Genomic DNA, 20,320 nt, shown 5'->3' on the forward strand with positions numbered 1-20,320 from the left:
TGACGGCGTTGTCGGTGCGGGGCCAGGTCGGGTCGCGGCCCGCTTCCCCCGCAATCATCTGCTGCCCTGCTGGTCAGGGACCTACCCACCCCCGGCGCAAAAAACTTACTTGACGCCCGGCTAGTGACTCTTCTACCTTCTCACCGTACAAAACTAGCCGGGCGGCAAGTAAGTAAGAACGATGGGGAAGTGATGGGGATGTCGCGCACAGCGACCCCGACGGGGGAAATACCGGACGAGGCGGCGGGCAGAAAGCCGGCCAGTGTCCGGGTGGTGCTCTTTGCGCTCATGATCGCGATGCTGCTCGCGATGCTGGACAACATGATCGTCGGCACCGCGATGCCGACGATCGTCGGTGAACTGGGCGGCCTGTCCCACCTGTCGTGGGTCGTCACCGCCTACACCCTGGCCACCGCCGCCTCCACCCCGATCTGGGGCAAGTTGGGCGACATGTACGGCCGCAAGGGCGTCTTCCTGACGTCCATCGTGATCTTCCTGATCGGCTCGGCGCTCTCCGGCATGGCGCAGGACATGGGCCAGTTGATCGGCTTCCGCGCCGTGCAGGGCCTGGGCGCGGGCGGTCTGATGGTCGGCGTCATGGCGATCATCGGCGACCTGATCCCGCCGCGGGAACGCGGCAAGTACCAGGGCATGATGGCCGGCGTCATGGCCGTGGCGATGATCGGTGGCCCGCTGGTCGGCGGCACCATCACCGACCACCTCGGCTGGCGCTGGAGCTTCTACATCAACCTCCCGCTCGGCGCGATCGCCCTGGTCATGGTCACCGCCGTGCTGCACCTGCCGAAGAAGCGCTCGCAGACCCGCATCGACTACGCGGGCGCGGCCCTGCTGACCATCGGCATCACCTCGCTGGTGCTGCTGACCACCTGGGGCGGCACCCAGTACGACTGGCTGTCGAAGCAGATCGTGGGCCTCGGCGTCCTGGCCGTCGTCGCCCTGGTCGCCTTCGTCCTCGTCGAGCGCAAGGTCAGCGACCCGGTCGTGCCGCTGCGCATCTTCCGCAACGGCAACTTCTCGCTCGTCACCGTGATCGGCTTCCTGGTCGGCTTCGTGATGTTCGGGTCGATGACCTTCCTGCCGCTGTACCAGCAGTCCGTCCAGGGCGCCTCGGCGACCAACTCCGGCCTCCTGCTGCTGCCGATGCTGCTGTCGATGATGGCGGTCTCGCTCTTCGCGGGCCGGATCACCACCACGACCGGCAAGTACAAGATCTTCGTGACGGTCGGCGGCGGCCTGATCACCGCGGGCCTGGTGCTGCTGTCCCTGATGGACACCACCACCACGCGCTTCACGTCCGGCCTCTACATGGCCGTGCTCGGCGCCGGCATGGGCTTCCTGATGCAGACCACGATGCTGATCGCCCAGAACAGCGTCGAGATGCGGGACATGGGCGTCGGCTCCTCGTCGGCCACCCTGTTCCGGACCATCGGCGGCTCGTTCGGCGTCGCAATCATGGGCGCGGTCTTCTCCACCCAGGTGAAGACCACGATGATCGACAAGCTGGGCCCCGTCGCCGGCGAGAAGATGACCACCGGCGGCGCCCAGATGGACCCCAAGGCCCTCCCGCACCTGCCGGCCGCCGTGAAGGACGCGTACGCCCACGCGGTGTCCTCCGGCACCCACCAGGTCTTCTTCTGGGGCGCGTTGGTCAGCGTCATCGGCTTCGCCGCGGCGTGGTTCCTCAAGGAGGTCCCGCTGCGGGGCAGCGGCCCGGCCCCTGACGCCGCCAAGGCGGCGGCCGCGGAGTCGGAGCCGGTGGCCGTCTGACGCCCGTCGGCAGATACGTGAACGGCCCCTGGGGCGCGTGTTGTTACGCGCCCCAGGGGCCGTTCTCCGTTCAGGCGCCGGCCAGTTGGCCGCTCTTGACGGCCGCGACGAACGCGGACCAGTTGGCGGCGGGGAACACGAGCGCCGGCCCGTGGGGGGTTTTGCTGTCCCGGACGGGGACGAGGTTGGGGAGGCTGTCCGATACCTCGATGCAGTTGGCCCCGTCGGGGTTGCTGTAAGTGCTCTTGCGCCAAGCAGCAGTTGCGAGGAAGTCGTCGGAGACCTCGATGCATTCGCCGCCTTCGGCGTTGCTGTGGGTGCTCTTGCGCCAAGTGGCGGCGGTGAGGAAGTCGTCGGAGACTTCGATGCAGTTACCGCCGTCAGGGTTGCTGTAGCTGCTCTTGCGCCAGGTGGCCGTGCCCAGGTCAATCCTGTTGCTGCGCTTCATCTCGGTAGCCCCTTGCCGCATCTTCGATCATGGCTAGGGACGCCTCAGGCGGCAGTGCGGCGGCCCTCAGCAGATCGTACGACCTTCGGTACTCCGTCACGAGCGGTGGAAAGTCGATGACTTGGCCGCTGTGAACGTTCTCGGTGTAGGCGATGGGGGGTGCGTCCGGGAAGGTCATGATCCGCAGGTCGCCCATCATCAGGGGGTCACTTGCCTTGGCTTCAGGCAGGAGTTGGAGGACGCATCGGGAGGACTGGGTCATCGCGATGATGTGCTCTAGCTGCGTGGCCATTTGGTCAGGTGGAAGGGACGGCCGGCGGATGAGCGACTCGTGGAGGACGCCCCAGTAGTAGGCGCGGTCGTCGTGCTTCCAGAATTTGGCGCGAGCGATACGACCGCGGACGAGATCTTCGATCCCGGCGGATTTCATCCAGGGCTTGCCCATCCGGATGAGCTTCCGGACGTATGCCTCGGTCTGCAGAAGTCCGGGGAAGACGCCGGGCGCCCACTCTTCGATCGTCGTCGCGCGCTCCTCCATCTCGACGACGTCCGCGAAGTACGCGGCGATGCCCGAGCGACGGGCCTGTTGGACGTTCTCGCAGTGGCGTTGGAAGAAGCCGCCCGTGTTGAGCTTCTTGTCGATGTGGATGGCCAGGTCCATCGGCATGCCGAGCTCGCCGCGTTCGATCTTGCTGAGGAGGGGGGCTCCGCGGAAACTGCCCTCCACTAACTGCTCCTGCGTGAGGCCAGCACTTTCCCGCAGGAAGCGCAGTTCGGCTCCGTAGAAGCACGGGACGCTGGAAGAAGGGTCGGGATCCTTCCGCGGGGACATGACTCACCACCACCACCACCACTTGCTCGTTGGGCCTGCAAGGCCGATGCGCTTCCAAAGTACGACGCCCGACGCCACGCTGTGAGCAGTTCGTCACGATGCGCACAGAAAGGTGAACACCCATGGATGACGTGCACGAATGCACCGAGGGGCTCAAGGCGGCGTTGCGGGAAAACGGGATCACGTTGCCGTCGTTGGGCGTCGATCTGCCGTCGTTCGCGGGGACGTACTCGCCTCCGCTCGTCGCGCTCGGCAACTGCAACATGGCGACCGCGCGCCAACTCACCGAAGCCCTGCACAAGGCGGCCGGGGAGTGATGACCGTCCGGCTGCTCGCCGTACCGAAGGAGGTCCCGTTGCTGCGGCGGGCCGTGCGGGCGCACCTCGGTACGTCAGCATCGTGCGAAGTCGAGCTCTGCGTCAGCGAGTTGGTCGGGAACGTGATCCGGCACGTGGGGGAGGGCACGCCCGTCAGCGTCCACGTAACGCAGACCGTCGACGGGCGGGTGCGGATCGAGGTGACCGACCCGGACCCGCGCGCCCTGCCCGTCCTCCTCCAGGCGGCCGTGGACGACGAAAACGGGCGCGGGATAGCGCTGTTGGACGCCGTAGCGCTGCGGTGGGGCGTACGACAGGAGGGGGCGAGCAAGACGGTCTGGTGCGAAGTGGCAGGAGAGTCGGCGGGAAAGTCGGCGACGGCGTAGGCCGGAGGGGATGTCCCGGGGTGCGCCCGCAGGATCTGGAGCAAAGCCCCGGGTATTCCTCACTTGACTGACCAGAGGCGCCCGCACCGAGGACGTACCCCGGGGCAGCCCCTCCGGCCCCACCCACGGCGAGAAGCCGAGGCCACGTCAGCCCCCACCAAGCGGAACCGAGCCGCTCAGCGATCCGGCAGTTGGATCACCGGGAAACTCCCGGTAGCCGTAGGCGCGTTCTCCGGCAGCCACAGCACCGACACCGCCCCCGTGGACCCATCCGTCAACTCATCCGCGTTGCGGAACGTCAGCCGCGCCCCCAACACCCGAGCCTGCCCCACCGCGATCGTCAGCCCCAGCCCGTGCCCGACCCCGGCCCGATCGCTGCTCCCGGTACGGAACCGACTCGGCCCCTCCCGCAGCAACGCTTCCGGGAACCCGACCCCGTGATCGCGCACGCGGATGACCCGCCCCTCCACCGTGACCTCGATCGGCGGCTTCCCGTGCCGCGTCGCATTGGCGATCAAGTTCCCCAGGATGCGCTCCAGCCGCCGCGGATCCGTCGACACCTCGGCATCGCGCAGGACGTCGACCACGACCCCCGGATCCAGCGCCCGCACCCGCCGCGACACGAACTCGCCCAGCAGCACGTCCTGCAGCTCGGCCCGCTCGGCATGCCCGTCGAGCCGCGCCACTTCCAACACGTCCTCGACCAACGTCCGCATCGCCTGCGCCCGATCCCGCACCAGCTCCGACGGCCGCCCCGGCGGCAGCAGTTCGGCCGCCGTCAACAGCCCCGTCACCGGCGTCCGCAACTCGTGCGCGATGTCCGCGGTCACCCGCCGCTCCGCCTCGATGCGCTGCTGGAGCGCGTCGGACATGGCGTCCACCGCCCACGCCAGATCGTCCGTCTCGTCGCGGACCCGACCCCCGCCCACCTCGTCGCGAATCCGCACCGAGGTGTCCCCGTCCGCCAGCTTCCCGGCCGCCGCCGCGGCCTTCCGCAGCCGCTTCGACAGCCGCCCACCGACCAGCACACCCAGCGCACACCCGCCCACGACCACCGCCGTGGAGCCGATCAACAGCGCCTGGTCCAGGTCGTCCAGCACCTGGAAACGATCGGGGAAGCGGTCGTGGATCGACAGCACCCGCCCGTTGCCGAGCGGCGAGGCGGCCCACACCTCGGGCGCGGTCTGCCCGGTGTCCTCCAGGAACGTGGCCCGGTCGCCCTCCGCGACCTCCTTGCGGAGCGCCTTCGGCAGCGCCGGATCGTCGATCTTCGCGCCGAACTGGAGGCGGTTGGTGGACTCGTAGATCTTCTGCGTGAAGTTGAGCCGCTCGATCTGCACATCGCGGCTGTTGTCGAGCATGGAGACCCGCGCGGCGTTGTGCACGACAAGACTCAACGCCACCGCGACCAGCGCCCCCACGAGCGCGATCGCGGCGCTGAGTTTCCATCTCAGGCCCGTTCGCAGGGCCAGCCTGACCACCTGCGGAGTCAGCCTCTCAGCTTGTATCCGAAGCCGCGGACCGTCTCGATCCGGTCCTGGCCGATCTTGCCGCGCAGCCGCTGGACGTGGACGTCGACGACCCGGGTGTCGCCGCCCCAGCCGTAGTCCCAGACCCGCTCCAGCAGCCGGTCGCGGGAGAGGACGGTGTTGGGCGCGGTGGAGAACTCCAGCAGCAGCCGCATCTCGGTGGGCGTCAGCGCCACCGTCTCGCCGCCCTTGCGGACCTCCATGCCCTCGGTGTCGACCTCCAGGTCGCCGAAGCGCAGCACGGTCTCGGTCAGGCCGTCGTCCTCCGCGGCCGCCGCGCCCGCGCGATCCGGCCCGCTGGCGTGACCGAAGCGGCGCAGCACCGCGCGGATCCGGGCGACCAGCACCGCGCCGTCGAACGGCTTGGTGACGTAGTCGTCGGCGCCGGCCTCCAGGCCGAGCACCACGTCGATGGAGTCGGCGCGCGCCGACAGCATGATCACGGGGACGGTGGACTCGTCGCGGATCCGTCGGCAGAGGCTGACGCCGTCGAGCCCGGGGACCATCACATCGAGCAGGGCGATATCGGGACGATTGGCGCGGAACGCCTCCAGGCCCGAGAGCCCGTCGGGCATGGCGGTGACCACGAAACCGTCGCGCTCCAGCGCGAGTTGCGTGGCCTCGCGGATGACGTCGTCGTCCTCGACGAAGAGGACATGGGTGTCGGCCATGGGGTGTGTCAGCCCTCCGATCCCGTGGAGCCGTCGCCGGTGCCGCCGGTGGCGTCGCCGTCCGGGGTGTCGTCGACGGTGGTCTTGCTGTAGTCGGTGTGGTACCGGTCGTACTCGGTGAAGTGGTCGTTCGCCCAGCGGTACGTCATCACATCTTCCCCCGAGGGGCAGCACACCTTGTCGCCCGGCCCGTAGGTCTGCTTGGAGACCTCCAGCTCGCCCTTGCTCACCCCGGCGTAGACCGACGGCTGCTCGTTCGCGTACACGTTGTCATACCCGTCGGTGGCGCCGGCCTTCGCGCGGTAGACGTACGTGCCGATGCCGACGGAGTCCGCGCAGGTCATCACGTTGACGATCACGTCCGGGGTCTTGCCGCCGGTCAGTGCGGCGTAGGTCACCTCTATCGGGTACTCGTGCGCGGCGCAGGGCTTGGCGACGGCCCGCTTCACGTCCGGGCCGACCTTGGGGTCGTCGGCGAGCAGTTGGACGGCGTTGACCTTCTTGTAGTGCGCGCTCGGGCTGGGCGCCGGGGTCGCGCTCATCGCGCCCCGGGGCGCGGGGGTGTGGCTGGCGGCGCCTTCCTTGCGTATGCCCTCGCCACCGGGGTTGCACCCGGCCAGCAAAAGGCCGACGGCGGCCACGCCCGCCGTGGCCGCGCCGCCCTTGGTCAAACCGCTTCTGGTCAGGCTTCTGGTCAGCCTGTATCTGGACAATCCGCTCCCGCTCACCGTGCCGCCCGCATAGCCGCCGACCCCGCTGTCGCCGTGCGCCCGGCCGCTGCTCCTGTGGAGATTGTCCCGCGCCAAGCTGTGTGCCGGGCTGTGGGCTTGGTTACGTCGGGCTTGATCACGTCACCGGTCGCGCTGGTCGTGCCGGGGTTGCCGGCCGTGCCGGGGGTGACGTTCGGGCCGCGCGCGCCGGCCGTGCCGGGCGCGTCGGTCGTTGTGTCGGCGCCGGTCAGGCCGCGCACCGCTCCTGCTCCTGCTGCCCGCGCTCCAGTACCCGGGCGTCTATGTCGCGGCTCTCCAGCTCCTGGCGGAGGCGGGCGAGGGCGCGGTGCAGGGTGCTCTTGACGGTGCCGGTGGACATGCCGAGCGCGGCCGCGGTCTCCTCGGTGCTCATCTGCTCCCAGTGCCGCAGCACGACGACGCTGCGCTGCTTCGGGGCGAGCACGCCGAGGATGTCCATCAACAGGGCCCGGTCGGCGCGCTGTTCGGTGCCGTCGTCGACGCTGGCGTCGGGGAGCTGCTCGGTGGGCACCTCTTCCAGCTTGCGGGCGCGCCACCACTCGGTGCGGGTGTTGATCATGACGCGGCGGAGGTAGGCGTCCGCCAGCGACTTGTCGGCGATGCCGTCCCAGCGGCCGTAGGTGCGGACCAGTGCCGTCTGGAGCAGGTCCTGGGCGTCGACCGGATCCGGGACCAGGCGCCGGGCGCTGCGCAGCAGGGCATCCTGCCGGGTCCGCACGTACTCTTCGAAGTCCAGTACCTTGCCGCCGCTGGTCGCCATTCCGACGCCTCCGATCCGCTTGCGATTCCCCGCGTTGTCCGCGCTGGCGGTCATCTCCAGCACGGGAATGACGCTACGGAGGGGGTGTTGCGACGTAATGTGCGTCGGACCCTCAGGGAGTGCACGGAAAACCGTCGGTTGTGTAACAGCGCGCCGGGGGTCATACCTGGGGCCGACGGGGCCCACGACGGCGTCATACTCCCGACGGAGGCCGGGCCCTCACCTGGAGGGACAAAGGTCCTGCGGGGCGCGGCGGGGTGTGCCCGGGGTGGCCGACGGGCGAGGGAACGCGCCTTCTTCGGGCGCAATCCGGCCAGTTCGGCGGGGGTTTGGTTTCGGTGGGGCGGCCGTCCCGCTTCTCTTCTGTGTTCTCGTCGTGCGGTCTCGTCGTGCGGTTTCCGTCGCGGGGTGGGCGTGCGTGCCGCCTCCCGTCCCGGTGGGGACGAGCGACGGGCGCGGCCCCTGGGAGGGACCGCGCCCGAGAAGACGAGAAGAACAACGAGGACGTCACATGACGAGACCGTGACATATGCGACTCTGACGCCGTGTTTCAGACGCCTCGGCCATGGCCGCGGCCAGGTCAGGAGTGCGGCAGCCGGTAGCGGCCGCCGCCCAGCGGCTCCACCAGACCGTCCGACACCAGCCCGTCCAGGGCCCGGGCCCGCTGCACCGGCTCGTCCCACACCTGGTCCAGCACGCCCTGCGGCACCGGCGCGACCGCCTCGCGCAGCACGGCCAGCAGCTTGCCGCGCACCTGCCGGTCGGTCCCGGCGTACGCCTGGGTGCGGCGCGGCGGGCCCTCATGGGCCGGCGACCCGGCCAGCCGCCAGGCGCACTGCGCGGCGATCGGGCAGCGGTGGCACTCCGGGGCGCGGGCGGTGCACACCAGCGCGCCCAGCTCCATGGTGGCCGCCGCCCAACGGGCCGCGAGGCCCTCGTCCTCGGGGAGCAGGGCGCGGGCCAGCTTGCGCTCGGCGGCGGTGGTGGCGTTCGGCGGGTACTGGCGGCCGGTGACCGCGCGGGCGAAGACCCGCCGCACATTGGTGTCCAGCACCGCGTGCCGCTGCCCGTAGGCGAAGGAGGCGACGGCCGCCGCGGTGTACTCGCCGACGCCGGGCAGCGCCAGCAGTTGGGCGTGCTCACGGGGGACGTCGCCGCCGTGGCGCTCCTGTATGGCGGAGGCCGCGGCGTGTAGCCGTAGCGCGCGCCGCGGGTAGCCGAGCCGGCCCCAGGCGCGCACCGCCTCGCCGGGCGGCTCCGCGGCGAGGTCGGCGGGCCGCGGCCAGCGGGCCAGCCACTGCTCGTAGACCGGCAGCACGCGGCTGACCGGCGTTTGCTGGAGCATGAACTCGCTCACCATCACACCCCACGCGCCCGCCTCGGGGCGGCGCCAGGGCAGGTCGCGTGCGTGCTCGGCAAACCAGTCGGTGACGGGGCGGTGCAGCCCGGTCCCGTCCGCGGCCTCCGCGGCCGATGCGGCGGCGGAGGCGTTCTCGGCGGCGGCGGTCATGGCACTGGGAATGGCAGGCGTGGAAGTCATGGCAGTGCCGATCCTGGCACGCCCGCCCGCCCCCGAGAAACGCACCCGCCCCGCCCCGCCGCGCGCCCACCCACACGCAGGAAGGGGCGGGCGGTGCGCATGGGGCGGCGGGGGCGTACGAGGATGGGTGGCGTGAGTGACATGGGCGGCGCGGGCGGCAGTGTGGAGAAGCGGGCGAGCGACGGGCAGAGGGGCGGGGCCCGGGGCGCCGGGGACACCGGGGGCGCGGCGTGCCCGGACGGTATCCGGCGGGCACTGGACGGGCACACCACCGTGACGCTGGCGTACGCGGACGAGGACGGACCGCAGGCGTGCGCGGTGCTCTACGCGGCCGGGGAGGCTGCCGACGGGGCGCCGACGCTGTACTTCGTCACCGCTACGAGCACCCGGCACGGCCGGGCCCTGAGCGAGCCCGGTGCGCGGGTGGCGTTCACGGTGCAGCGGGACGGCCAGGAGTGGAGCGGGCTGACCGGGATTCAGGGGCGGGGTGGTTGCCGCCCGTTGAGCGGGGACGAGCGGGAGGCCGGGTGGCGCGTCTACACGGCCCGTTTCCCCTTCGTCGCGGCCGACGAGCGGCTGCGCGCGGCCCTGGAGCGGACCGCGCTGTGGGAACTGCGCCCGGACTGGCTGCGGTTGATCGACAACGCGCGGGGTTTCGGCCACAAGGAAGAGTGGTGGGCGTAGGCGTGCGGCGCGACGGTGGGCGCGGGGGCGTGCCGGTGCGCTCCCGTTGTGCCGTGCCGCTGTCCCGTTGGGCGGCGCACGGGCGTTGGGGAGGGGCGCCGCGGAGGGTCACCGGGCTGATGATGGGAAAAGTTGCAGTCTGATGCGGCGGGTACTGGCCGGTGCCGGTCCGGATCTCTCGTAGAGTTTTCGCGTGGGATCACTGCGCAATCCGATCGGGCCGCTTCCGTCCTCCATCTACTGGCGGCGGAGGGCCGTTGCGCTGGCCGTCGCCGTCCTCCTGATCGCCCTGGTGGTGTGGATCCTCACGTGGGGCGGCGGCGACGAGAAGACGGCCAGCGAGGGCAAGGGCGCGCAGGGGTCCGGGCCCGCCGCCTCCATCACACCGGGGCCCGCGCCGAGCGGGCCGGCGATCGGTCAAAAGCCGGGCGGACGCGATGAGTCGGGCGCCGGCGGGGCGTCCGGGTCGGGCGGTGGTTCCGGTGGCGGGACCGCGGGCGGTGTCGGCGCGGTCGGTGGCGGAAGCGGTGGTTCCGGCGGCGGTTCGGCGGCCGGTGGCGCCGCCACCGGTGGTATCCCGATCGGTCAGCCGGCGGGCGGCGACGCCCCCGTCGCGGCGGGCGCGGCCCTCCCCAACTGCACCTCCGGAACGGTGGAATTGGCGCTGCGCAGCCTCAAGGACTCCTACCCGCCGGACGAGAAGCCCAAGTTCGAGCTGAAGGTGACCAACTCCGGCGGCGCCGCCTGCAAGGTGGACCTCGGGCGCAAGGCGACGGTGCTCACCATCAACGACGCCGCGGCCGACGACCGGGTGTGGGCCTCCGACGACTGCCCGTCCAACAGCTCCCCGGCGCTGGTCCAGGTGCCCGCCAAGGGCACCGTGACCCGCACCGTCGAGTGGGACCGCCGGGCCAGCGGCCCCCAGTGCGCGACGCCGAGCGCGGCGGCGGTGCCGGCCGGGAGGTACCTGATCGAGGCGAAGGTTCCCGGGCTGACGGCGGCCAAGACGTCGTTCGAGCTGGCGAAGGGCTGACGGCCGGCGGCGGTGGCGCGGGCTGCCGGTCGGGCCGGGGGTCGGGCTGCCGTTCCGGACCGCTGTAGCGGGGCTGCCGTTGGGAGTTGACGGGCCGTCCCGGAGGAGGCGCCTCCGGAAGTTCCGCCCGTAGGGGATTCGCTGAGAGCGTGCGCCGCTGGTGACGTCCGGCCCGCTGCGGCACAGTCGCCGTCATGAGGCTACTGATTCTGGGCGGTACGGAGTTCGTGGGGCGGGCGGTCGCCGAGGCGGCGCTGGCCCGGGGTTGGGACGTGACGGTCTTCAACAGAGGGCGGCACGCGGCGCCCGAGGGGGTCGCCGTGCGGCACGGCGACCGGTTGGCGGCGGGCGGGTTGGCCGCCCTGGAGGACGGCGAGTGGGACGCCGTCGTGGACACCTGGAGCGCCGCGCCGGTGGCGGTCCGGGACGCCGCCCGGCTGCTGGCCGGCCGGGTCGGGCACTACACCTACGTCTCCAGCATCTCGGTCTACGCCTCTCCGCTGGCCCAACGGATGAGCGAGACGGCCGCGTTGGTCGAGGGCTGCCCGGACGACGCCGACGCCGACGACTATGCGCGGGCCAAGCGGGGCGGCGAACTCGCCGCGATCGAGGCGTTCTCGGACCGGGCGCTGCTGGTTCGCCCCGGGCTGATCCTCGGCCCGTACGAGAACATCGGGCGGCTGCCGTGGTGGCTGACCCGGATCGCCCGCGGCGGCCCGGTCTTCGCGCCGGGCCCGCGCGAGTTGGCGCTCCAGTACATCGACGCCCGCGACCTGGCGGAGTGGATCCTCAACGCCGTACGGGGCGGGCGGTCCGGCGGCTACAACCTGGTGAGCGAGCCGGGGCACGCCACGATGGGCGAACTGCTGGAGAGCTGCGTACGGGCCACCGGCTCGTCGGCCGAACTCCGTTGGACGGCGCCCGAGGACGTCCTCGCGGCGGGCATCGCGCCCTGGACCGAGCTGCCGATCTGGCTGCCGCAGGGCGGGCCGGACTGCGAGGCGTTCTACGGGGGCGATGTCGGCAAGGCGCTGGCGGCCGGGCTGCGGTGCCGGCCGGTCGCCGAGACGGTGGCGGACACCTGGGAGTGGCTGCGGAGCATCGGCGGGGTGGCGCCGCAGCGGCCGGGCAAGCCGGCGGTGGGGCTGCCGGCGGAGAAGGAGGCGGCGGTGCTGGGGTAGGCGGGGGCTGGAGGGCGGGGTGGGGTGGGGTGGGCCTTAGGGGGGTGCCGAACGCATCCCGTAGGGGACGCGAGCGCCCCCTGTGGGGCCCTCAACGCGCGGGCGGGGGGAGGGTATTCCCGTTCCGCGGGCGCGACGGCGCGGGGCGCAACCGCCCCCGCGCCGTCGGGCGATGCGTAGCGAGGCGTTGCGGTCCGGCCCGCCCGCCGCCCCGTCGGGGCTCCGTTAGACGTACCGTTCCAGGATGGACGACTCCGCCAGGCGGGAGAGGCCCTCGCGGACCGAGCGGGCGCGGGTCTCGCCGACGCCCTCGACGGCCTGGAGGTCGTCGACGCTGGCCGCGAGGAGCTTCTGGAGGCCGCCGAAGTGGTCCACCAGGCGGTCGATGACCGCGCCGGGGAGGCGGGGGACCTTCGCCAGCAGCCGGAAGCCGCGCGGCGAGACCGCCGAGTCCAGCGTCTCGGGGGAGCCGCTGTAGCCCAACGCGCGGGCCACGATGGGGAGTTCGAGCAGCTCGGTGTGGGTGAGCGCGTCCAGCTCGGCCAGCGCCTCGGCGACCGTGCGGGAGCGCTTGGCGGTGGGCTCGGGGACGTAGTCCCGGGCGACCAGCTCGCGCTCCGGCTCCACGCCGGCGATCAGCTCTTCGAGCTGGAGGGCCAACAGGCGGCCGTCGGTGCCCAGTTCGACGACGTACTCGGCGATCTCGGTGGCGATCCGGCGGACCATCTCCAGCCGCTGGGCGACCGCGGAGACGTCCCGGACCGTGACCAGGTCCTCGATCTCCAGGGCGGAGAGGGTGCCGGCGACCTCGTCGAGGCGGAGCTTGTAGCGCTCCAGGGTGGCCAGCGCCTGGTTGGCGCGGGAGAGGATCGCGGCGGACTCCTCCAGCACGCGGCGCTCGCCGTCCACGTAGAGCGCGATCAGGCGCATGGACTGGCTGACCGAGACCACCGGGAAGTTGGTCTGGATGGAGACCCGTTGGGCGGTGCGGTGGCGGGTGCCGGTCTCCTCGGTGGGGATGGAGGCGTCCGGCACCAACTGGACGCCGGCGCGCAGAATCTTGGTGATGTCCTTGTCGAGGACCAGGGCGCCGTCCAGCTTGCACAGCTCGCGCAGGCGGGTGGCGGTGAACTCCACGTCGAGGACGAAGCCGCCGGTGCACATCGACTCGACGGTCTTGTCGAAGCCCAGGACGAGCAGGCCGCCCGTGTTGCCGCGGAGGATGCGCTCCAGGCCGTCGCGCAGGGCCGTACCGGGCGCGACGGCGCTCAGCGTGGCGCGCATCAGGCTCTCGGTGCCGGTCCCTGCCGACCTGCCGGGAGACGACGCCCGGTCGTTCGCTGCCACTGCACTCCTCCGTCGCATGGTCTGTCGGTCCGGGCCGCCCGGCCGGTGCCGCGGTGCGTATCACGAGGAGAGTACCCAGGGGCTACGCAGCCGGCGGTGGGACGGCGGTGACGGGCGAGACCGGGGCAAAGTCTACCGGCGCGTCTCCTGCTCCCGCGGGGCCTCCCGGCGGACCCGCTTGGGCAGCACGGTCAGCGCCTCGCCGACGTCGGCGACCTCCAGGACCCGCATGCCGGCGGGGATCTTGCCGGGGTCGCTGGGGACCAGGGCGTGGGTGAAACCGAGCCGGGCGGCCTCGGCCAGGCGGCGCTGGACGCCGGTGACCCGACGGACCTCGCCGGCCAGGCCGACCTCGCCGATGGCGACCAGGTTCTTCGGCAGCGGGGTGTCGCTGGCGGCGCTGGCCAGGGCGAGGGCGACGGCGAGGTCGGCGGCCGGCTCGCTGAGCTTCACGCCGCCGACGGTGGCGCTGTAGATGTCGCGCTTGCCCAGGGCGCTGATCCGGCCGCGCTGCTCCAGGACGGCCAGCATCATCGAGACCCGGGAGGTCTCCAGGCCGGAGGTGGTGCGCCGGGGCGAGGGGATCTGGGAGTCGACGGTGAGCGCCTGGACCTCGGCGACCAGGGGGCGGCGGCCCTCCAGGGTGACCGTCAGGCACGTGCCGGGCACCGGCTCGGCGCGGCGGGTCAGGAAGAGGCCGGAGGGGTCGGCGAGGCCGGTGATGCCCTCGTCGTGCAGCTCGAAGCAGCCGACCTCGTCGGTGGTGCCGTAGCGGTTCTTCACCCCGCGGACGAGGCGGAGCCGGGCGTGCCGGTCGCCCTCGAAGTGCAGCACGACGTCGACGAGGTGCTCCAGGAGGCGGGGGCCGGCGATGGCACCGTCCTTGGTGACGTGGCCGACCAGGAGGGTGGACATGCCGCGCTCCTTGGAGGCCCGGATCAGCGCGCCGGCGACCTCGCGGACCTGGGCCATGCCGCCGGGGGCGCCGTCGATCTCAGGGGAGGCGACGGTCTGCACCGAGTCCAGAATCAGCAGTGAGGGCTTGACGCTGTCCAGGTGGCCGAGGACGGCGGAGAGGTCGGTCTCGGCGGCCAGATAGAGGTCCTCGTCAAGGGCGCCGATGCGGTCGGCGCGCAGCCGGACCTGGCTGGCGGACTCCTCGCCGGTGACGTAGAGGGTGCGGTGCTCGGCCGAGGCGGCCTTGGCGGCGACGTCCAGCAGGAGGGTGGACTTGCCGACGCCGGGCTCGCCGGCCAGCAGCACCACCGCGCCGGGGACCAGCCCGCCGCCCAGCACGCGATCCAGCTCCGGCACGCCCGTCGAGCGGGCGGTGGCCTGCTTGCCGTCGACCTGGCCGATGGGCAGCGCGGCGGTGGTGACCCGGCCGGGCGCGGTGGTGCGCACCGCAGGGGTGCCGCCGAACTCCTCGACCGTGCCCCACGCTTGGCACTCCGGACAGCGGCCGAGCCACTTGGCGGTGGTCCAGCCGCACTCCGTGCAGCGGTACGAGGGGCGCTCCTTGGCCGACGCTTTACGAGTTGCCATGACGCCAACCGTAGCGGCGGGGTGTGACAGCGGGGGTGCCGACGGCAGGTGCGCCGACCGGGTGGCGTGCGCCGAGCGCGCGCCGCGGCCGAATAGCAGATCTGTGTCCTCTTTTGAGGGAGATGGTCACCCGTAAGGGTTAAAAGTGACCCTGCCGCGCGGGCGTGGCTGCATCATCCGCCTACCGTCGCCGGGGTGATGAGCAGCAGGCCCGAGCACCCGACGCACACCACCGGCGCACTCCGGTCGCGCACCGCCGAGCCGCGCCGGCACCGGCCGCAGACAGACGGGCGGCCCCGCCGCCCCGAGCACCAGGACCGCTACGAGCCCCATCTGGACGGGCTGTTCACCTACTGCCTGTCCGTGCTGTGCGAGCACGACGCGGCGGCCGCCGTACTCGGCGAGACGCTCGCGCTCGCCGAGCGCCAGCACGGCCGGCGCCCCGACGACGCCACCCTCTTCCGACCCTGGCTCTACGCCCTGGCCCGTTGGGCGTGCCTGCGACGGCTCGCCGAACAGGCCGGCCCGGGCGCCACCGACCCCGCCGATCCCGGGCGGACCCCGGCGCGGCAGCGCGAACTGGCCGCGCTGGCCTGGCCGGAGGCGGCCGGCACCACCCCCGAGCAGCGGGAGGTGTTGGAGCTGTCGGTGCGCCACCGGCTGGCGCCGGACGACATCGCCGCGGTGACCGGCGCCGACCCGACCACCACCCGCACGCTGCTGGCCGCCGCGTCCTGCGAGGTGGAGCGGACCAGAGCGGCGCTGGCGGTGGTCGAGTTCGGGCGGTGCCCGGACGTCGCGCGGCTCGCCGGCGACAGTCAGATGCTGCTGGGCGCGACGCTGCGCCGGGAGCTGGTGCGGCACGTCGACGACTGCGCGGAGTGCCGGCGGACCGCCGAGCGGGCCACCGCCGCCGGGCCCTGGCCGGGCACCGCGCCGGTCGCCCAGGGCGCGTTGCCGCTGGTCACCGCGGACCGTTCGGCGGTGTGTGCGGCGCTGGCGGCGGCCCGGGCGGCCCGTTCGGGGCGGGCGGAGGGCGTGCCCGGGGCCGGCCCGACTCCGGGCGGCCGAAGCGGTGGAGCAAACGGTTCTCCACGCTACGACCGCCGGGGATTCCCCATCGCCCCCACCGACCGCACCGCCCGCCGCCGGCGGCTGCGCCACCGGGCGCTGACCACCACCGTCGTGGCGACCGTACTGGCCGCGCCGGTGCTCGCGCTGTGGGCGGCCTACCGCAACGCCCCGGAGACCGGCGAGACGGAAGCGCTGCCGACGACGGTGGCGGCCAACGAGGTCGAGGGCGCGATGACCGGCGACCGGCTGGACGGCCGCCCGTACGAGAACGCGGGCAACGCCCGGTCGACGTCGCCGCGGCCCGACCGCCGGGCCGGCGAGGGGGCGTCCGACGTCTCCGTCGCGGTGCTGGGCGCGGGCGCCGGCCCGACGCCGCCCAGTGGACGGGAGGAGCGCGGGCCGGGGCGGCTGACGGTCGCCGCGCAGCCGGACGCCGGCACCACGGTCATCACGATCAGCGCCTCCGGCGGCACCCCGGTGCACTGGCGGGCGTCGTCGGGCGCGCCATGGTTGCAAATGAGCCATACCGCCGGGGAGTTGAAACCGGGGCAGAAGGCGCGGATCACGGTCTACGTGGACCACGACCGGGAGCCGGAGGGGAGTTGGCGGTCCGCGATCGTCATCGAGCCCGGCGGCACCATCATCACGCTGGAGGGGCACGGGGCGACGGAGCCGGCGCCCGGGGCGGGGCCGGGGGCGCCCAGTTCGGCGCCTACGCGGCCGTCGCCGTCACCGTCGCCGGTGTCGTCTTCGCCTTCGTCGGCGTCGCCTTCGCCTGCGCCGTCGTTTCATCCGACGCCGCGGTCCACGGGGGGTGGGGCCGCGCGGCCGTCGCCGTCGGCCGCGCCCGGGAGTCCGTCGGCGCGCACCACTGGGGGCACGGGGACGGGCGCCGGGGCGGGTAACCGGGCGACTCCGCCGGCGGGGCCGTGGCAGACGACGCGGCCGGCGACCTGAGGCGAGGGGCGGCCGCGGGCGGCTACTCGCCGTCGGTGGGCGGGAGTTGGGCCGCGGCACCGGTGGCGGTGCCGCGGCCCGGTTGGCGTGGCGCGGTGGTTACTGCGCGCCGGCGGCCCGCGGCTTGGGGTCGGCCGGGTGCGGGGCCATCGGCAGCTCGGACGCCAGCCGCTGCTCGCACAGCTCGGCCAGCTTGGCGTAACCGGCCTCGCCCATCAGCTCGGTCAGCTCCGGCCGGTACGTGACGTAGACCGGGTCGCCGGCGCCGTGCGCGGAGGTCGCCGAGGTGCACCACCAGTGCAGGTCGTGGCCGCCCGGGCCCCAGCCGCGGCGGTCGTACTCGCCGATGGTGACCTGGAGGATCTGGCTGTCGTCGGGCCGGTCGATCCAGTCGTAGGTGCGGCGGACCGGGAGCTGCCAGCAGACGTCCGGCTTGGTCTCCAGCGGCTCGCGGCCCTCGCGGAGCGCGAGGATGTGCAGCGAGCAGCCGGCGCCGCCCTTGAAGCCGGGGCGGTTCTGGAAGATGCAGGAGCCCTGCCAGCGGCGGGTCTGCCGCTCGCCGTCCTCGTCCACCTCGGTCCAACCGGTGTCGGTGCCCACGTCGTGGAACTGCCACACGTCGGGCGTGAGCCGCGCCACGTGCTGGGCGACCCGTTCCTCGTCCTCCTCGTCGGAGAAGTGCGCGCCGAGCGTGCAGCAGCCGTCGTCCGCCCGGCCGGCCTGGATGCCCTGGCAGCCGCTGCCGAAGATGCAGGTCCAGCGGGAGGTCAGCCAGGTCAGGTCGCAGCGGAAGAGCTGCTCGTCGTCGCCGGGGTCGGGGAAGGTGACCCAGGCGCGGGCGAAGTCGAGGCCGACCTCGTCGGCCGTGGCCCCGTCGCCGGACTGCGCGGCCGCGGCGGCGTCGGCAGCCGCGGCGGCCTTGGCGGCGTCCTTGGCGCGCCGCTTTTCTTCCTTCTTCAGGGCCTTTTCGGCTTTTTGGTGCTTCGCCTGTTTCGTCTTTGCCACGGGTCCAGCGTACGGCCGGCGCCGAGTGTCTCCCGCCGCGGCAGTAGGTTTCCACGTATGAGACTCGGTGTCCTCGATGTGGGTTCGAACACGGTCCACCTGCTGGTGGTGGACGCACACCCCGGCGCGCGCCCGCTGCCCGCCTACTCGCACAAGGCGGAACTGCGCCTGGCCGAACTCCTCGACGAGGACGGTGCCATAAGCGACGACGGCGTGCACCGCCTGGTGCTCACCATCCAGGAGGCGATGCAGGTCGCCGAGGACAAGGGCGTCGAGGACGTGCTCCCGTTCGCCACCTCGGCGATCCGCGAGGCCACCAACGGCGAGGCGGTGCTGCGCCGCCTCGCCGACGAGACCGGGGTCATGCTCCAGGTCCTCTCCGGCGAGGACGAGGCGCGGCTGACCTTCCTGGCCGCCCGCCGCTGGCTGGGCTGGTCGGCCGGCCGGCTGCTGGTGTTGGACATCGGCGGCGGCTCGCTGGAGGTCGCCTACGGTCTGGACGAGGACCCGGACGTGGCGGTCTCGCTGCCGTACGGGGCCGGGCGGCTGACCGGGTCGGACCTGCGGGAGGACCCGCCGGGGGCGGAGGACGTGCGGGCGCTGCGGCGTCGGGTGCGGGCCGGGATCGCCAAGGTGGTGAGCGACTTCGCCCGCCACGGGACGCCGGACCAGGTCGTCGGGACGTCCAAGACGTTCAAGGCGCTCGCGCGGATCGCGGGGGCGGCGCGGTCCTCGGAGGGGCTGTACGTCCAGCGGGAGCTGCCCCGCAAGACGTTGGAGGAGTGGGTGCCGCGGCTGGCCAAGATGAGCACCCGGGAGCGGGCCGAGCTGCCGGGGGTGTCCGAGGGGCGGGCGCGGCAGTTGCTGGCGGGGGCGTTGGTGGCGGAGGCGGCGATGGATCTGTTCGGGGTGGAGACGTTGGAGATCTGTCCTTGGGCGTTGCGGGAGGGGGTGATTTTGCGGCGGTTGGATCACTTGCCGTGAGGGTTCTGCCGTGAGGCTGCCTTGTGGCGGGCTTCCCACGTTGTGGTTGGGGTGAGTTGGGGATTCCGCTGGGCCCGGTGGTGTCGGGGTTGCTCGCCGTGGCGGCGGGGTGTTGTTTGGTGGCGCCCCGCGTTGTCGGCTGATCCGTTCGTTGTGGCCGGCGTCGCTTCGCCTACGCCCGGTGGGTGGGGGCCGGAGGGGCTGTCCCGGGGTACGTCCTCGGTGCGGGCGCCTCTGGTTTGTGAGTTGAGGAATGCCCGGGGCTTTGCTCCAGATCCTGCGGGCGCACCCCGGGACATCCCCTCCGACCCGGCGCCGTTCGCGGCTGATCCGCCGTCTCGGTTTCCGTCGGCCTGGTGGGTGCGCCCCTTGGGGAGCGTCGCCGGGTGCCGGTCGGTGGGGGCCGGTTGGTGGGGCGCTCCTTGTGGTGTGGGTAATGCGGTGGAGATCACATCCGGTGGCGGGGGAGTGGTCGCGTCCCAGGCGTTGTACGGGTTCCCCCTCGTCACAGGGGTTGCGGGGAGGGGGCGTGACGTGGCCGGTGTCCTGCCGTGTGGTTGGGGGTGGCCCTTACGCTGTCCCTCGTGACAGAGCCAGTGGTGCGGATTCCCGGTGCGAAGGTCGCGCTGTCCACGGCTTCGGTCTATCCGGAGTCGACGGCGACGGCCTTCGAGATCGCCGCGCGCCTTGGCTACGACGGCGTCGAGGTCATGGTCTGGACGGATCCGGTCAGCCAGGACATAGAGGCGCTGCGCCGGCTCTCGGACTACCACGGCGTGCCGGTGCTGGCGGTGCACGCGCCCTGTCTGTTGATCACCCAGCGGGTCTGGTCCACCGATCCGTGGGTCAAGCTCCAGCGGGCCCGTACGGCGGCGGAGAAGCTGGGGGCCTCGACGGTGGTGGTGCACCCGCCGTTCCGTTGGCAGCGCAGCTACGCGCGGGAGTTCGTCCGCGGGATCTGGCGGATGGAGGGCGAGACGGACGTCCGGTTCGCGGTGGAGAACATGTACCCGTGGCGGTACCGCGACCGCGAGATGCTCGCCTACGCGCCGGACTGGGACCCCACCAACGACGACTACCGGCACTTCACCGTCGACCTCTCGCACACCGCCACCGCGCGGCACGACGCCCTGGCGATGGTGGGGCGGATGGGCGACCGGCTGGCGCACGTCCACCTCGCCGACGGCAACGGCTCCGCCAAGGACGAGCACCTGGTGCCCGGGCGCGGCAGCCAGCCCTGTGCGGAGCTGCTGGAGGGGCTGGCCGGCAGCGGGTTCGACGGTCATGTGGTCGTCGAGGTCAACACCCGGCGGGCGATGTCCGCCGCCGAACGCGAGGCCGACCTTGCCGAGGCGCTGGCCTTCACCCGGCTTCACCTGGGGTCCCCGACCGGGGTTCCCGGTAAGTAGGCGGGCGCCGGCCCCCGGTGGGGCTGTCCGCACTCCGGTCGGGCGTCTCATATTCCGGAGGCAGTGTCCAGATCTTGGATC

19 protein-coding genes are annotated in these 20,320 nt (G+C 72.6%); 9 read left to right on the forward strand and 10 right to left on the reverse strand.

Annotation, left to right across the window (positions count from 1 at the left end):
• The first annotated feature begins 192 nt into the window (after positions 1–192).
• On the forward strand, positions 193–1,788 hold the full coding sequence (locus ACFVFQ_RS33575; protein WP_383423416.1) for an MDR family MFS transporter: 1,596 nt from the start codon (positions 193–195) through the stop codon (positions 1,786–1,788).
• A 70-nt stretch (positions 1,789–1,858) separates the two neighbouring features.
• On the opposite strand, the gene ACFVFQ_RS33580 is transcribed toward ACFVFQ_RS33575, so the two are convergent.
• Positions 1,859–2,236: a DUF397 domain-containing protein gene (locus tag ACFVFQ_RS33580; RefSeq protein WP_383423418.1), complete on the reverse strand. Its 378-nt coding sequence runs from the start codon at positions 2,234–2,236 to the stop codon at positions 1,859–1,861.
• The gene (locus tag ACFVFQ_RS33585; protein ID WP_383423419.1) at positions 2,214–3,068 is read right to left on the reverse strand and encodes a helix-turn-helix domain-containing protein; all 855 of its coding nucleotides are present in this window, start codon (positions 3,066–3,068) and stop codon (positions 2,214–2,216) included. The genes ACFVFQ_RS33580 and ACFVFQ_RS33585 overlap by 23 nt, the downstream gene beginning before the upstream one ends.
• Positions 3,069–3,190: 122 nt before the next feature.
• Between ACFVFQ_RS33585 and ACFVFQ_RS33590 the strand changes: the two genes are divergently transcribed.
• Both ACFVFQ_RS33590 and ACFVFQ_RS33595 read left to right on the forward strand, forming a co-directional pair.
• The gene (locus tag ACFVFQ_RS33590) at positions 3,191–3,385 is read left to right on the forward strand and encodes a hypothetical protein (RefSeq protein WP_383423421.1); all 195 of its coding nucleotides are present in this window, start codon (positions 3,191–3,193) and stop codon (positions 3,383–3,385) included.
• Entirely contained in the window at positions 3,385–3,771 is a 387-nt protein-coding gene (locus ACFVFQ_RS33595; protein ID WP_383423423.1) for an ATP-binding protein, read from the forward strand. The genes ACFVFQ_RS33590 and ACFVFQ_RS33595 overlap by 1 nt, the downstream gene beginning before the upstream one ends.
• A 176-nt stretch (positions 3,772–3,947) precedes the next feature.
• On the opposite strand, the gene cseC is transcribed toward ACFVFQ_RS33595, so the two are convergent.
• The 5 genes from cseC to ACFVFQ_RS33620 all read right to left on the reverse strand — a co-directional run bounded on the left by cseC (position 3,948) and on the right by ACFVFQ_RS33620 (position 9,020).
• Positions 3,948–5,252, reverse strand: a complete 1,305-nt coding sequence (gene cseC, locus ACFVFQ_RS33600) for a two-component system sensor histidine kinase CseC (RefSeq protein ID WP_383423425.1) — start codon at positions 5,250–5,252, stop codon at positions 3,948–3,950.
• 8 nt (positions 5,253–5,260) lie between these two features.
• Positions 5,261–5,971 carry a two-component system response regulator CseB gene (gene cseB / locus ACFVFQ_RS33605; RefSeq protein WP_383423427.1) on the reverse strand — a complete coding sequence of 237 codons (711 nt, stop codon included), beginning with the start codon at positions 5,969–5,971 and terminating at the stop codon, positions 5,261–5,263.
• An 8-nt stretch (positions 5,972–5,979) separates the two neighbouring features.
• Positions 5,980–6,642 (reverse strand): hypothetical protein, encoded by a 663-nt coding sequence (locus ACFVFQ_RS33610; RefSeq protein WP_383423429.1) that lies wholly within the window; start codon positions 6,640–6,642, stop codon positions 5,980–5,982.
• 286 nt (positions 6,643–6,928) lie between these two features.
• Positions 6,929–7,480: a SigE family RNA polymerase sigma factor gene (locus ACFVFQ_RS33615; RefSeq protein WP_383423484.1), complete on the reverse strand. Its 552-nt coding sequence runs from the start codon at positions 7,478–7,480 to the stop codon at positions 6,929–6,931.
• Positions 7,481–8,060: 580 nt separating this feature from the next.
• Entirely contained in the window at positions 8,061–9,020 is a 960-nt protein-coding gene (locus ACFVFQ_RS33620) for an A/G-specific adenine glycosylase (protein WP_383423431.1), read from the reverse strand.
• A 141-nt stretch (positions 9,021–9,161) separates the two neighbouring features.
• On the opposite strand from ACFVFQ_RS33620, the gene ACFVFQ_RS33625 reads away from it, so the two are divergent.
• The 3 genes from ACFVFQ_RS33625 to ACFVFQ_RS33635 all read left to right on the forward strand — a co-directional run bounded on the left by ACFVFQ_RS33625 (position 9,162) and on the right by ACFVFQ_RS33635 (position 11,918).
• A complete protein-coding gene (locus tag ACFVFQ_RS33625; RefSeq protein ID WP_383423486.1) occupies positions 9,162–9,704 on the forward strand; it encodes a pyridoxamine 5'-phosphate oxidase family protein in 543 nt (180 codons plus the stop codon).
• Between the two features lie 193 nt (positions 9,705–9,897).
• Entirely contained in the window at positions 9,898–10,737 is an 840-nt protein-coding gene (locus ACFVFQ_RS33630; RefSeq protein ID WP_383423435.1) for a hypothetical protein, read from the forward strand.
• A 194-nt stretch (positions 10,738–10,931) separates the two neighbouring features.
• Positions 10,932–11,918, forward strand: a complete 987-nt coding sequence (locus ACFVFQ_RS33635; RefSeq protein ID WP_383423436.1) for an NAD-dependent epimerase/dehydratase family protein — start codon at positions 10,932–10,934, stop codon at positions 11,916–11,918.
• 225 nt (positions 11,919–12,143) lie between these two features.
• Here ACFVFQ_RS33635 and disA read toward each other — a convergent pair whose 3' ends face one another.
• Positions 12,144–13,265, reverse strand: a complete 1,122-nt coding sequence (disA, locus tag ACFVFQ_RS33640; RefSeq protein ID WP_383423438.1) for a DNA integrity scanning diadenylate cyclase DisA — start codon at positions 13,263–13,265, stop codon at positions 12,144–12,146.
• A gap of 132 nt (positions 13,266–13,397) precedes the next feature.
• Entirely contained in the window at positions 13,398–14,810 is a 1,413-nt protein-coding gene (radA, locus tag ACFVFQ_RS33645) for a DNA repair protein RadA (protein WP_383423440.1), read from the reverse strand.
• Between the two features lie 198 nt (positions 14,811–15,008).
• On the opposite strand from radA, the gene ACFVFQ_RS33650 reads away from it, so the two are divergent.
• Positions 15,009–16,841: a sigma-70 family RNA polymerase sigma factor gene (locus ACFVFQ_RS33650; protein WP_383423442.1), complete on the forward strand. Its 1,833-nt coding sequence runs from the start codon at positions 15,009–15,011 to the stop codon at positions 16,839–16,841.
• A 99-nt stretch (positions 16,842–16,940) separates the two neighbouring features.
• Here ACFVFQ_RS33650 and ACFVFQ_RS33655 read toward each other — a convergent pair whose 3' ends face one another.
• Entirely contained in the window at positions 16,941–17,846 is a 906-nt protein-coding gene (locus ACFVFQ_RS33655) for a hypothetical protein (RefSeq protein WP_383423444.1), read from the reverse strand.
• A 57-nt stretch (positions 17,847–17,903) separates the two neighbouring features.
• Between ACFVFQ_RS33655 and ACFVFQ_RS33660 the strand changes: the two genes are divergently transcribed.
• Positions 17,904–18,830 (forward strand): Ppx/GppA family phosphatase, encoded by a 927-nt coding sequence (locus ACFVFQ_RS33660; RefSeq protein WP_383423446.1) that lies wholly within the window; start codon positions 17,904–17,906, stop codon positions 18,828–18,830.
• Between the two features lie 584 nt (positions 18,831–19,414).
• Positions 19,415–20,239 carry a sugar phosphate isomerase/epimerase family protein gene (locus tag ACFVFQ_RS33665; RefSeq protein WP_383423448.1) on the forward strand — a complete coding sequence of 275 codons (825 nt, stop codon included), beginning with the start codon at positions 19,415–19,417 and terminating at the stop codon, positions 20,237–20,239.
• Positions 20,240–20,320: the final 81 nt, after the last annotated feature.

It is taken from the genome of Streptomyces sp. NPDC057743 (assembly GCF_042798755.1).
Classification (GTDB): domain Bacteria; phylum Actinomycetota; class Actinomycetes; order Streptomycetales; family Streptomycetaceae; genus Streptomyces.